The organism is Aerococcus sp. 1KP-2016 (assembly GCF_002252085.1).
Lineage (GTDB): Bacteria > Bacillota > Bacilli > Lactobacillales > Aerococcaceae > Aerococcus.
Genome location: NZ_NEEY01000014.1, coordinates 1 through 14114 on the forward strand (window position 1 = coordinate 1; position 14114 = coordinate 14114).

Genomic DNA, 14114 nt, shown 5'->3' on the forward strand with positions numbered 1-14114 from the left:
CTAATTCAGATACTGTATGTTTACTATTTGAACGCAAAAAAACTCCCCCTAAAGTAGATTTACTTTTTTAAGTGTCTACTTTAGGGGGAGCATATCATGGTGGAGTGCCTCTTTTTTCCCTATTTGTTGGCAGTTTGATACATTTTATTTGGCGAGGTTCTGCTTTTTTCACTGAGCCATCACATCTATGTCTGACTCTTCTGGATTTTCAGTTACAATTTCAATTAATAATCGGTGAGGTAGATTGAGACTCGTCTCCCCAGGAGATTGAATCCAATCTCTTCGCACCGCAATCTGGTACGGACTGTTGTCTTCCTTATTTCGAATCCGTTCGCCGTCTATCTAGACAATATTGTATTTACCGGGTGCCGGATAGTAGGTAATGAGTCTGTGTTCCTCATTTCCTGTCAGTAGGAAACGATCTACCTCTTCGCCATTAATCGAGATAACCGCGTAAACATTGTTATTATCATTATTCGTCTGTTGGACTGCAAAGATAGCCGTCGGTAAAAAAGACAAAACAATAAGGGGGAAGATAATAACGACATCAAAGGGTTTTACCATTCTTATGTACTTCGTTATCATTATTTTTCCTCCTTTTTTTATTTATCTTCTCGTCAGCAGTTTACTCCAAGTGCTTTTTACGCTTCAGGTATTCCTCTTCTGTCAGGTTTCCTTTGGCAAACTCTTTTTGTAGGACCTCCAAAGGCGTTTCTTTTTCAACCGTCCGATTCCCCTTATCGGAAACAAGTTTAATGAAAAGATACACCACAATAATCACTAGGATGATCCAAAATATTCCCATAAACATCATGTACCCCATTCCGCCCCATGTCAAGCTGTTCCAATATTCCATCATGATAAAAACGCTCCTCTCTATATTTTAGACGTGGCCCATGTGATTTAGTGCTCTTCCTTCAGCTTCCATCCTTCTAGATAGTAGGCTTTTGGCGGATAATCCCGTCTACGGTAAATCCAAATGGCGATGGCGCCAACGAACAAGAGGAGAGACAACCCTTGAGACACCCTTAAAAAATCACCCATCCATAAACTGTCGGTGCGCATACCTTCGATAAAGAAGCGCCCCACCGAATACCAAATAACATAGCTGAGGGCCACTTCGCCTCGTCGCAACAAGTTTTTCCGATTCCTCAACATGATAATGATGGCAAATCCTAAGAGGCTCCACAAGGACTCGTACAGGAATGTCGGATGGTAGTAGGTGCCATTAATTTGCATTTGATCAATAATAAACTTTGGCAGGTAAAGGTTCTCCAAAAAGGTGCGGGTCACTGCTTCCCCATGGGCCTCCTGGTTGATAAAGTTCCCCCATCGGCCAATGGACTGCGCCAACAGAACATAGGGCGCCAGTATATCGAGCATCAATGAAAAAGGAATCCCTTTTTTCTTCGTGAACCAGTACACGGCCAGCCCCCCTGCAATCAAACCGCCATAAATGGCGATGCCGCCTTGCCAAATGGCGATGATTTCAAGCGGTTTCTTGATATAATACTCCCATTGAAAAAGAACGTAATAAATTCTTGCTCCGATAAGTCCAAGGGGGATAGCCCACATTGCCATATCTGTAATGTCCTCTTCGCCCAAGCCTCTTTTCTTTCCTTCCTTAGAGGCAAGTGTGATGGCAAGCAACATAGCAGCCCCAATGATAATCCCATACCAGTAGACGGTGAATGGGCCAAAGGAAAACGCGACGCGGTCGATTGTTCCGACAATTGATTTCATAACTTACTCCTTACTGATTTTCATTCTGTATCCCGTTCGATAGTTATAAGCCCAAATAAGGCGCTAGATCGACCTGGATTCCGTTTTCGTATACTTCAAAGTGAAGATGGACGCCCGTGGAATCTCCGGTGGTTCCCATGATGCCCAGTTTTTGCCCCTGGGTCACTTGTTGCCCTGCCATTTGTAAGGTGAGCGCATCAATTTTTTCTTGAAGTGCGATGGTCCCTGTTCGCAACTGCTCCTTCCTTGCTTCTAAACCATCCAACTTTACTTGTTGGCTGGTGCTTTCTCCATCTAATTCCCGCAGTTGCTTCTCAAGCTGCTCTTTCTCTTGTGTCAGGTCTTCAATACTTCGTGCATTTACATCCATAGGAAGGATGAGCAAACTCGATAAGAGTGGGATACTTATAAATTTGACAAGCTGCTTTCTGTCCATGTGTCCTCCTAGTTTCAGGCCAGGTGACGAATGTTAACGAATGTTGCCTGTTATTTCAATCATTATACCGTTACAACTATATGAGACAGGAACCTCCTTTCTTACTTTTATTGACTATACCAATGAATTATGTAGATTTTATGGAGTTGCCCCATCTCCATAAGAATCACATAATTTTTTGTTATTCTTATCTAGAAGATGAGAAATAATCTTTGTTATCACTCATTTGGTTTGATTTTTGCTTGTTTCAGGGTTTGCCATTCACAATCTATTTCGTTTGTAGCATTGGCATAAAAATAAAAGAGGAGTGTTGAAGATGGAATCAATTATATTTGTGGTACTGATGGTGGTTGGACACATGCTCATGATGTTTCTCATGCCTGGTATGCATGGCGGTCATAACCATAAAGGACATGGTCACGCGGATCCCGAATCGGAAGATAAGAAAAAGCTGGAAATTGAAAACAAACGGTTAAAAGAGGAATTGAACGTAGTAAAATCAAAAATAAATCAAAATGAATTGTGAGGGCAATTCCACATTGAAGCAGAAAATCATTCAAATTTCAGGGTTTATTTTCATTACCTTTTTCATCTTATCCCTTTCGGTCGCAGCAACCATCAACTTTACCTTCCTCTACTCGTTTGATATTGGTTACTTGAATATATCGGAATATGTAGGCATGCCGAAAGAGCAAATCTTAATGAACTATCGTATTCTGCTAGATTACCTGAATACCCCATGGATAGCAAAACTGGATATGCCGGATTTCCCTAGCTCAGTTAGCGGGTTATTCCACTTCACTGAAGTGAAGAAGTTGTTTATGCTGGACTACCTGATTCTGATTACTTCAGGGATAGGCTCCTTCTGGTTTATGCAGTATCTAAACAGAGAAGGGCAATACTGGCGACTTCTTCGATACTTCCAGTGGGGAATCTTGCTTCCGCTGGGTGTTGTTTTGGCTCTATTGATCAACTTTGATGTGCTGTTTGTGCTATTCCATCAGGTATTCTTTAACAATGATGCTTGGTTATTCAATCCTAGCACCGATCCGATTATATTAGCTTTACCCGAAGCATTCTTTATGCATAGTTTTATATTGGCATTTGGAGTAATCGAATTTTTGTTTATAATAGGGTATTTCATTTCAAAGAAACAATGGGTAAAATACGAAAAAAAGACTCCTTGAATATATCAAGGAGTCTTTTACACTGGTTTCTCTGCGTACGAATTTATTACAAGTATTTTTATCAAAAGAATTAATTGTGCTATTAAGTTGATTAAACAAAAAGATTACACCTAGAAATCACTCTATAATTGTAGTGTCAAAACCAACATTAAGAAGAAACAAGATGTACTCAGTCGTATCATCAAAATTTCAAATTTTGAAAACTTATTACTTATTTTCCAAGCGTATTTGTTAGTGATTTAAAAGTCGTGGATTCACTTAGATGGAATAGCCTCTACATATTATTTTTGCATCGCTGGATATCAGTAAAGTATCACTGAACCATTAAGCCCTCTATATGTATAGAGGAAAAAATAGATTTGCCCATCATAGATAAATGTAGCTCGTTCTTCCTCAAAGGTAAGCTTTTATCAAGATAAATAAAAAGGCCATTGTGTTGAATCAACATGTAGTTGTTATTTTGAGGGTTTTTATATGAAATATCCACATCTACTGCACCCACGCAACAAGTGCGAGTTGCTCTAAGTGAAACAGTTATTATCGTACGACCTTTCTTCTTCATCCATTCCTGTACTGCCTCATCCACTTTAATAGATATAGCCATTTTTCTATCACTGTCCCTTTTTTAGAATAATCAGGATTTTATATCATTAAATCACAAATAATTTAGGCGTTAAAAGACACCAATATAATTTTCCTTATACAGCATACTGGCTGGTCTGACCCGATTCTGGAAGGGGGTCAAACCAGCCAGTGCTTTTTTCGTTCCTGCTTCGTTTTATTTCGGCTCTAATTTCAATGTCATAGCATTGATGGCAACAATTACAGTCGAAAGTGACATCAAGACGGCACCGACTGCTGGAGTTAATGTTATGCCAATTGGTGCTAGTATTCCTGCAGCTATTGGGATCGCGATAAAGTTATACCCTGCTCCCCAAACAAGATTTTCTTTCATCTTACGTGTGGTCTTCTGAGCCAACTCGATAAAGGATTCAATGTCGCCAGGGTCTGACTGTGTCAAGATGACATCGGCTGAATCCAATGCTACTTGAGTTCCGGCACCAACAGCTATACCAACGTCTGCTAATGCAAGAGAAGGTGCATCGTTGACCCCGTCACCGACCATGATAACTTTCTTTCCTTCTGCTTTAAGTTTTTCAATTAATTCATATTTGTCTTGAGGAGATTGATTAGCTAGATAATCAATACCTAAAATTTCTGCAGCTCCTTGAGCCGCTTTTTCATTGTCACCCGTTGCCATAATCGGCTGAATCTTGTTCTTTTTAAGGGCTTGTATTAAGTCTTTACTTGTCGGTTTTATTCATCCCCTAAAGCTACAGCACCGATTGCTTGGTCGTTTTCTACTAAGACACTGAGGGTTGCTCCTTTTGGAATATCCATATCCAGATTACGTCCATATGATTTTTGACTGATTAATTGATAACGATGTCCGTTAGCTTGACCTTCTACACCAGCGCCAGAAATAACATCAATCGAATCAAAACTTACTGGACGTATCCCTTGCTGTTCTGCGTAACTAATAATTGACTGAGCGATAGGGTGACTAGATCCACCTTCGATACCTGACAATAAGGCAACGATTTCATCTTTCGTATATTTATCATTAAAGAGTTCAACATCTAATACTTTAAACTCACCAGTTGTTAAAGTTCCAGTTTTATCTAAAACTATAACATCTGCTTTTGTAGTCAACTCCAAAGCGTCCCGGTCTTTCACTAATAATCCCCGACTGGCCCCTAAGCTGGTACTACGAGCAGTCACCAATGGAATAGCCAGACCCAGGGCATGCGGACAAGCAATAACTAATGTGGTGACTGTAAAAATAACTGCCGTTGGTACATCAGCTATAACCATCCATATGACAAGGGCAATAAGCGCTACAATAACCGCAATATAAAAGAGCCATCCTGCAACTTTTTGTGCAAGATTTTCTGCTCGAGAAGATTGGCCTTGAGCTTGACTGATTAATGCCTGAACCTGAGAAATGAAGGACTTATCGCCCGTCTGCTTTATTTCCACATAGAGGACTCCGCCACCATTGGTTGATCCACCGATGACCTCATCTCCGGGATTTTTTTCAATTGGTTTCGATTCCCCAGTCACAAGCGCTTCGTTTACACGTGATTCTCCGCGAATAATGATACCATCAGCTGGAACATTTTCTCCTGCTTGAACACGGATAACATCTCCAATCTGAAGTTCAGACACAGGACGAGTCTCAATCGAATCGTCTTCTAAAACAACATGAGCATCTTTCGGCACCAACTCAGCCAATGCTTTTTGCGCGTCCCCTGCTTCACCCAATGCCTTCATTTCAATCCAGTGTCCTAATAACATGATTAAAATTAACGTTGTAAACTCAAAGAAGAAGTCCATGACATGTTCTCCGGTCACATATCGAGCGGCCACTGCGTAAACACTATAGGCATAAGAAACCGTTATTCCCAAAGTAATCAAGGACATCATGCCTGGAGCTTTTGAATTAAACTCATCTTTCGCACCCATGTAGAATGGTTTTCCGCCATAAATGTATAGAATTGTTGCCAATACAGCCGCTACAACGTCTGCATAAGGAAAAATAATTTGGAAAGGCAACTGAATATCCATCATAGGAGTAATGAGTAAGATTGCAATTCCTAATGGGAGTGACTTCAAGAAAATCTCCTTAAAGCTACCGTGATGGTGGTGGGCATGCCCTCCCATTGCGCCATGATCCATTTCACTGTGATTCATCTTGCTGTGATCCATCTTGCTGTGATCCATCTGACTATGGTCCATCTTGCTGTGATCCATCTGACTATGGTCCATCTTGCTGTGATCCATGTCGCCGTGATTATGATGACTATGTGACGAATGTTTTTTGTTATTACTCATTTTTAATTCCTCCTTATTATATTAGAGAATAATTTTAAAGTTTTAGAACTTTCTCATCTAACACTGCATATAATTCTCATGAAAAGGGTTCTATACTTTATCTCTATCTACTATCTATGAATAAATGGTATTTGTACTTTATGCACTTAATACTGAATAGTTAGTTTCTGCTAAAGCAGCATTGAGCGTTTCGGTATCAATCTCTGTTTGACTTTCAAGTACTGCTTTTTTAGTCGCTAAATCAACCTCTACAGATTCAACCCCTTCAATAGCTGAAAATCTTTCTTGTACCGTGTTCGCACAACCTGCACATTTTACGCCATCTAATAAGACTTCTTTTTTCATTATTTTATTCCCCTTTTTTTTTTATCTTCTCCTATTATATAGAATAGGAAGAAGTTTAAATCCCAAATAAGCTACGTGTTTTCTAAACAACTGCTGGCTTGAATCGTCTTAACCGTAAAGCATTGAGCAAGACCGATACGGAGCTGAAACTCATGGCGACTGCCGCAAACATTGGATTCATCAATGGTCCGCCAAAAATATGCAAGAGACCCATCGCAACTGGAATACCTACAAGGTTGTAAGCAAAAGCCCAGAACAAGTTTTGTTTAATGTTTCGTAGCGTTGCATGACTTAAATCAATCGCAGTCAATACAGCGGTTAAATCATTACGCATAAGGACAATATCAGCCGATTCAATCGCCACGTCTGTACCTGATCCAACTGCAATACCGATATCTGCTTGAGCTAATGCGGGTGCATCGTTAATGCCGTCTCCAACCATCGCTACCTTCTTGCCTGCCTCTTGTAGTTTTTTGACTTCCTCTGCTTTATCTTCAGGTAATACTTCACTTAATACACTGTCTATACCCACTTGCTTAGCAATCGCTTTGGCTGTACGTTTGTTATCTCCAGTAATCATGATTACTTCAACACCGCGTCTTCTAAGTTCTTTAACAGCCTTCATACTATTTTCCTTGAGTGTGTCAGCTACTGCGATAATTCCAGCTAGTTCTCCATCAACAGAGAGATACATCGGTGTTTTTCCTTCGTCTGCTAAACGATCGGATTCTTTTTCCATGCTTGATAAATCAATCTTTTGCTCTAGCATCAGTTTACGGTTTCCAATGTACATATCTTTGCCCTCAATTTCAACTCGAATCCCGTGTCCAGGAATCGCTTCAAAATGATCTGGTTTAGCTAATGTCATGTTCTCTTCTTTTGATTTTTGTACGATGGCTTCGCCTAATGGGTGTTCAGAACCTGTTTCACCGGAAGCTGCATAATATAAAAGATTTTCTTTAGTAATAAGAGGAGTTACCAAAATATCCGTCACGATAGGTTTACCTTCTGTCAGTGTCCCTGTTTTATCAAATACAATCGTGTCTAAATTATGAGTGGTTTCTAACGCCTCACCACTTTTTATCAAGACACCATGTTCTGCCCCTTTTCCGGTTCCAACCATAATACTTGTTGGAGTCGCCAAACCTAAGGCACATGGACAAGCAATGACAAGGGTTGTTATGATAACGGATAAAGTAAATATTCCAGATTGACCTGCAATTAACCAAGCAATCCCTGCTAAAACGGCTAATGCTATAACAATCGGTACGAAATATCTGGTAATGATATCGGCCATTCGAGCAATGGGTGCTTTAGACCCTTGAGCATCTTCTACTAATTTTATGATTTGAGATAGAGTTGTATCACTTCCCACTCGAGTCGCGCGGTAATCAATGGAACCATTTTTATTGATACTAGCCCCAATAACCTCGTCTCCACTTTCCTTTTCCACGGGGATACTTTCTCCTGTCAGCATTGATTCATCGACTGAAGTGCGTCCCTCAACAACAACACCATCTACAGGCATACTTTCTCCCGGACGAACTCGAATAACATCTCCTAAAGCGACTTCGTCCACAGTAATCTCTTGTTCCACACCATTACGTATCACTCGAGCTGTTTTAGGAACCAAGTTGACTAATTTTTCAATCGCTGAGGACATTTGCCCCTTTGATCGCTCTTCTAAAAATAACCCTAACGTATGAAGAGTTAAGATAACTCCAGTCACTTCATAGTAAAGTAAATCTGAAAAGTTCCCGTAACCTAAGCCAGCCCCGATCGTCGCTGCCAGACTGTATACAAAAGCGGCCGCGGTACCAAGGGCAATCAGGGAATCCATATTTGGGTGACCTTTAAATAAGGTTTTGAATCCCTTCTGGAAATATTCCCAGCTTACTACCATTATCGGCAAAGTCAGAATAAGTTGTAAAAGAGAAAAATTAAATGCATTTATCATTGGGTCAACGATATTTGGTAGAGGCATACCGACCATATGACCCATGGATATAATTAGTAAAGGGATTGTAAATATAATGGATATCCCAAAACGATTTGAAAGTTGCTTCATTCTTTTTTCTTTTTTCTCACGCTTCTCTGCTCGTGAATTATCTTGAGTCTCAGTTGTTTCTAATACGGCTGCATAACCAGTATTGGATACAGCACCAGTCACATCAGATACTGAAATTGCTGACGGGTTATAAGAAACTTGCATTTTTTCTGTCGCTAAATTGACTGAAGCTTTATCTACGCCCGACAACTTTCCGACAGCTTTTTCAATTGTCTGTGCACAGGATGCACAGGTCATCCCTTCAATTGCAAAGGTTTGCGTCGTTCCTTCTTGGGCAATCAGTTCATACCCTGAATTATCCACTGCTTTTTGTAGATTTTCTACCGAAAAAGTTGCTTCATCGTACTCTATACTTAACTTCTCTGTTGCTAGGTTCACGGAAGCCTGTGTGACCCCACGTACTTTTTTTGCCGCTTTTTCTACTGTCTGCGCACAAGATGCACAGGTCATACCTTCTATGGCAAACGATTTATTCTCCAATTTTTTCGCTCCTTATTCTCCATGATGATGTAAATGGCAATCGCATTGCCCTTCTGTACACTGACAATCCACTTCTTCTACTGCGAAAGCTTTTTTCATCTCTAATATTTCTTCTAGTCGCTGGATATCATCGAAGCTTAAGACATGATCTTCAATGATACTCCCTACTACATTCCCGACATTCTTTCGACAAATACGGTTGAAAATATCGTCTGTATAATTTCCTACGGCTTCTTTCTCTTCAATATTGGCAGTATAAATAAATTTTCTACCTTCTTGCTCTGTATTTAGTACACCTTTTTCAACCAGTCGACCTAAAAGCGTTTTGATAGTGGCTTGTTTCCAGTCCATTTTTTCTTTCAATATGGAGATGACTTCTTTACTAGTCACTCGACCATTCGCCCAGACTACACGCATAACTTCCCATTCAGCATCTGTGATATGAGGGTTAACTACTATTGTACTCATTCTCTTTCTCTTTCCCTCCTTATTGTCTACATGCGTAAACGTAAATGTTTGAGATAAGTTTACTATTGTAAACTATTCTTGTCAAGTCTTTTTTAAATAAATGTAACCAGCTTGTTTTTAAATAAATGTAACCAGCTATTATTGCCTTTGTTTTCCTATCTTTACCTAATACTAATTATAAGGTTACCATTGATTTACTTTTATTGATTTTAGAATTCCTTATTTTTAAAATTATATTTTCTAAATATGATGAACACTATTGAGCAATTTAATTGTTTATCGTATTTAGGAAATCAAGAATTGAGAAAAAGCGGAAAAATAGAAAAAAACCTATACACACGGCAGTTATCATAGACTTCTTGTGTATAGGGATCTTTTTACTTCATAAATTTATTAAATGTTTATTCTTCTCCGTTTTCTTCTATATCTTCAATTAATTGTTCCATCTCAGCAATTTCTTCTTCTTGTGCTTGTATAATTTCTTCGCTTAATTGCTGTACTCGTGAATCTGTGAGATTGGCATTTTCACTAGTCATAATAGCGGTAGAGTGGTGTGGAATCATGGCTCTCATCCAAGCAGTATCGTCTACGCCAACTTGGTTTTGAATAAGCCCAAACGATCCCAGCACGAGTAAGACTGAAAGCCCCATTATAACGGTGTTTAATTTTTTATTGTCATACATTTTCCACATAAAACCCATCATAATGATAGCCATGACTGCGCCCATCAAAATAACCATATAAACACGGGTTTGACTCAAGTAAATGTGCGCAAATTCATTGACATTCACAAACATTAGAAAGTACATAATGACTGTTGAAGTTAAAATCATGAGGGCAAATTTTAGGTATTTATTCATAAGTATCCGTCCTTTTTTAGTATTTCTTAAACTTTAAGTTTGGTAGGTATTTTAATGTACCACTAGTGATTATTGAGCTAATTCTTCTTCAACAAACCATTTATGATTACGAACAACTGCTCCGCCATCTGTTGTTGGTAATCCACCATATAAACATTCGTAGTTACAGCGTCATCAATTATTGCAGTTGCTCCTTCCATACCTTCCATATGGTTGGCTTCTAATGTCACTTCTTCTCCAGGTTCAAATGCGCCTTTGGTTGACTCAGAAATGTCTTCGTGGATAACCCAGCGATGATTTTCCACTCGTTCTCCACCATTGGTTGGATTGAAAGAAACTTCATAAACCGTCGTAGCAAATACGCCAGAAACAGTTGCTTCGGCACCTTCCATTCCAGGCATATGATCGCGCTGAAGAATAACAGATTCTCCTACTTCGTACATCGGATTTTCAGCTTCTTCCAAGCCTTCTGTAATTTCTCCCGACTCATCATGCTTCATATCTCCCATATTATCCATATCTCCCATATTATCCATATCTCCCATATTATCCATATCTCCCATATTATCCATATCTCCCATATTATCCATATCTCTTGTTTTTTTGGACTCGCTAATTATCTGGTTCTCATAGCTATCTTCTAATGATGGTTGATTTTCAAGTGTGTAGTTAGCAAATATTAAATCAGCGTTTTTAATATTAAATGCTTCAGTTAAATCGTCTACTGAAAAATTAGTACTTTGAGAAATCGCCCAGAGAGTATCTCCCCAAACCACTTCGTAATTTTGAAGTTCTTCTAATGTATCGTATTGGGAAACATCTGCTTGTACTTCTTCTACTGTACGCGCTCTCCAAAATTGGCTTGAGTCTTGTACTTCTTCCCCTAATTCTTCTTCTACTAGCCATTTATGATTTTCAACAGTATCGCCTGTTTCTGTATCCGTGTACGTGACCATATAAACAGTGGTGTCTTCTACCGAATCAATAGTTGCGGTCACCCCTTGCATACCGGGCATATGGGTAGCTTCTAGAACGACTTCGTCACCTGCTTGGTAAGGCTCGTCTTGGGCATTTTCAACTTCCTCGTGTACAACCCATTTGTGATTGGCGACTTCCTCTCCTGTTTTGGTATCGTTATAGGTGATTTCATAGGCAATTGAATCAAAGGCGCCTACAACCTCACCTGTAGCTCCCATCATTCCTGGCATGTGATCGGTTTGAATCGTTACTTCGCTTCCTTCTGGATAAGTTGGATTTTCTGCTTCTGCCAATCCTTCTGGAATTTCCCCAGATTCATCATGTTCCATACCTTCGTGGCCTGTTTGAGATTTATCCGTTGTTTCGCTAGCCACCGTTTTCGAGCCAGTTTGAGCAGCATTATCTGCATCATCAAGTGTATTCGCGCCTACCTTATTCACTAGTGGATAAGAACTTAATAATGCTACAGATAAAAGACTACTTATAATTGTTTTTTTCATACGATTTCTCTCCTTTTGGTGATACCACCTTTGTCTACAAATGTAGTTGAATGAACTTACATATAGTTTATAATTACCCCTTATCATTGTCAAACACTTTGATTTTTATCAATTACAAATGAAGACTTATCGTTGTTTTTATTATCTCATCAATATTTAAAAAGCGATTCCATAATAAACACGTAGATTAATTTAGAAACCAAAGACAACAAATTATCCCTTAGATCACCTATAAATCCCTTATTAATGCCCACTAATTTTAATTGTTTTTAAAGTGCTTCTTTTACAAGTTCAGTCAAGCCCATATCTTTCGTTAAGATTTATGTTGCAACCTATAGTTATAAGAAATGAATATGGCAAAAAGTGATTAGGTAATGTTTATTAATCCATGATCATTAGTCTTGAGTTATGACTATGCTGGGTGTTTTTCTCTATAGGAACTACTTTTCACTATTTCCTATATTTATGTATTTCATTTCCCTGTTGTACAAAAAAGATAAGAGCGGTTTAATCAGCTCTTATCTTTTTTACCATGTACGGAAAAATAAATACTATCTTTTATATACCAGGGCTAAATAACTTATCGACGGTCTTGTTTAAGATTTTCGCTAAAGCAAAAATCTAATTGCAAAGAGGAATCATATTAATCTATTTCAGTTTCTCAAATAGTAAATCGAGATTTTCTTTTGTTTGTGTAGAAAGAGTCAAGTCCATAATCCTGTGTAAAATACTATACAATGTTTTACCGGTCTCTCATTGATCAAACTTAATATATTTTCTTGTAGAACTGAGCCATTCGTCATGAAGGTCCATAAGGACAGCTCCAATTAATCGATTGGCAGACGTTCGGTTGGGAAAAATCCGAATAATCTTTTCTCTTCTGCGGACTTCCTGGTTCAGTCGTTCAAGAAGGTTGGTGCTTTTTAGCCGATTGTGACCATTTCCGATAACCGTGTATTGAAAGGCATCTTCGAAGCCATTATCCAATGTTTCGCAAGCTTTTGTATATTTAGACTGGTCGATATATTCACCGACTAAGGCATTCTTAGCTGTTCGAGCGAGTTCAATATCCGTAAACTTAAAGATCGCTTTTACTGCTTCTCTAAACGGTTTTGAATTCTTTTTTGGAATGTAACTGAAGATGTTTCTTAAAAAATGGACCTGGCATCTCTGCCAACTTGCGTTGGTAAATGACTTACGAATTGCAGACACTAGGCCTTTATGGGCATCAGAAATGATGAGTTCTGTCCCCTGTAGACCGCGTTCTTTTAAGTATTCAAAGAAGATGGACCATGTGTCATCACTTTCTTCATTTTGGATCATGAAGCCAATGATTTCACGATCACCACCTTCTGTTATCCCGATCGCAATATGGCAGCTTTTAGAAAGCACTCGATGGTCCTCACGGACTTTTATGTAGAGAACATCAGTCATCAGATAAGGATAACTCGTACCTGAGAGTGAACGGTTCTGCCATTCGTTGACCATCGGGTCTAACTGCTCAGTCAGGCTAGAAACAAAAGATTTCGATACCGATTTTCCACATAGCTCTTCAACAATCTTTGAAACTTTACGTGTCGAAACGCCTGAAACATACATCTCAAGCATTGAAGCGAGCAGTGCCTTTTCATTTCGCTGATAACGCTCAAACACCGTCGGTGAAAATTCACCATCACGTGTTCTAGGCACTTTTAATTCGAGTGTGCCCACACGAGTCGTAAAGTCTCGCTCATAATAGCCATTTCTTTGACTCTGACGACTTTCTGAACGTTCATAGTCATCGGCTTGAATATATTCTGTTCGTTGATTTTCCATCAATTGGTTGAAAACAGTGGTCAAAATATTTTTAGAAACTTCATCTTTTACCGAATGTTCAATAATACTTTGAACCTCTTCGTTGTTCAGTGTAAAATGTACTTGGGTCATGTAACGTCCTCCTGGGTATGTTTTTGTGGTTAAAAACATTGTACCGCAAAAGGGCTGTTACATGGCCTTTTATCTTTTACACAATTATATGGACTTTATCGCTCTATTCAAAAGTTATGATACGATTATTTTAGATAAACTATATCCGATAGTTTTTTTCTGGTGGGAGAGCTTGAAATACTATTTAGATAATTACCGTGTATGTGATATAATAAAGATTTAGACTAA

Annotated in this window: 12 protein-coding genes and 2 pseudogenes; 2 read left to right on the forward strand and 12 right to left on the reverse strand. The window is 38.9% G+C overall.

Translation table 11 applies throughout. From position 1 onward, the window contains the following. Positions 1-168: 168 nt before the first annotated feature. The 4 genes and pseudogenes from B9P78_RS10665 to B9P78_RS04220 form a co-directional block, all read right to left on the reverse strand. Positions 169-585 (reverse strand): annotated as a pseudogene (locus tag B9P78_RS10665) (NusG domain II-containing protein). A 40-nt stretch (positions 586-625) separates the two neighbouring features. Then, entirely contained in the window at positions 626-859 is a 234-nt protein-coding gene (locus tag B9P78_RS04210) for an SHOCT domain-containing protein (RefSeq protein ID WP_002328833.1), read from the reverse strand. A 44-nt stretch (positions 860-903) separates the two neighbouring features. Then, positions 904-1743, reverse strand: a complete 840-nt coding sequence (gene lgt, locus B9P78_RS04215) for a prolipoprotein diacylglyceryl transferase (protein WP_094518286.1) — start codon at positions 1741-1743, stop codon at positions 904-906. A 43-nt stretch (positions 1744-1786) separates the two neighbouring features. After that, positions 1787-2179 carry a M23 family metallopeptidase gene (locus tag B9P78_RS04220; RefSeq protein WP_094518287.1) on the reverse strand — a complete coding sequence of 131 codons (393 nt, stop codon included), beginning with the start codon at positions 2177-2179 and terminating at the stop codon, positions 1787-1789. Between the two features lie 316 nt (positions 2180-2495). Between B9P78_RS04220 and B9P78_RS04225 the strand changes: the two genes are divergently transcribed. Next, the gene (locus B9P78_RS04225) at positions 2496-2705 is read left to right on the forward strand and encodes an adhesion protein (protein ID WP_069286380.1); all 210 of its coding nucleotides are present in this window, start codon (positions 2496-2498) and stop codon (positions 2703-2705) included. Between the two features lie 13 nt (positions 2706-2718). Next, a complete protein-coding gene (locus B9P78_RS04230; protein WP_094518308.1) occupies positions 2719-3366 on the forward strand; it encodes a TIGR01906 family membrane protein in 648 nt (215 codons plus the stop codon). Positions 3367-3679: 313 nt separating this feature from the next. On the opposite strand, the gene B9P78_RS04235 is transcribed toward B9P78_RS04230, so the two are convergent. The 8 genes and pseudogenes from B9P78_RS04235 to B9P78_RS04275 all read right to left on the reverse strand — a co-directional run bounded on the left by B9P78_RS04235 (position 3680) and on the right by B9P78_RS04275 (position 13886). Beyond that, positions 3680-3970: a hypothetical protein gene (locus tag B9P78_RS04235; RefSeq protein ID WP_094518288.1), complete on the reverse strand. Its 291-nt coding sequence runs from the start codon at positions 3968-3970 to the stop codon at positions 3680-3682. 174 nt (positions 3971-4144) lie between these two features. Next, a pseudogene (gene tcrB, locus B9P78_RS04240) lies at positions 4145-6261 on the reverse strand (copper-translocating P-type ATPase TcrB). Positions 6262-6399: 138 nt separating this feature from the next. Further along, complete coding sequence (tcrZ, locus tag B9P78_RS04245) at positions 6400-6606, reverse strand: copper chaperone TcrZ (protein WP_002294571.1); 207 nt, start codon at positions 6604-6606, stop codon at positions 6400-6402. A gap of 82 nt (positions 6607-6688) precedes the next feature. Continuing rightward, a complete protein-coding gene (locus tag B9P78_RS04250; RefSeq protein ID WP_094518289.1) occupies positions 6689-9154 on the reverse strand; it encodes a heavy metal translocating P-type ATPase in 2466 nt (821 codons plus the stop codon). 12 nt (positions 9155-9166) lie between these two features. Beyond that, the gene (locus B9P78_RS04255; RefSeq protein WP_094518290.1) at positions 9167-9622 is read right to left on the reverse strand and encodes a CopY/TcrY family copper transport repressor; all 456 of its coding nucleotides are present in this window, start codon (positions 9620-9622) and stop codon (positions 9167-9169) included. A 401-nt stretch (positions 9623-10023) separates the two neighbouring features. After that, a complete protein-coding gene (locus tag B9P78_RS04260; protein ID WP_094518291.1) occupies positions 10024-10482 on the reverse strand; it encodes a DUF305 domain-containing protein in 459 nt (152 codons plus the stop codon). A 77-nt stretch (positions 10483-10559) separates the two neighbouring features. Continuing rightward, complete coding sequence (locus tag B9P78_RS10100) at positions 10560-11960, reverse strand: DUF1541 domain-containing protein (protein WP_233487704.1); 1401 nt, start codon at positions 11958-11960, stop codon at positions 10560-10562. 753 nt (positions 11961-12713) lie between these two features. Beyond that, entirely contained in the window at positions 12714-13886 is a 1173-nt protein-coding gene (locus B9P78_RS04275; protein WP_094518292.1) for an IS256-like element IS1542 family transposase, read from the reverse strand. Positions 13887-14114: the final 228 nt, after the last annotated feature.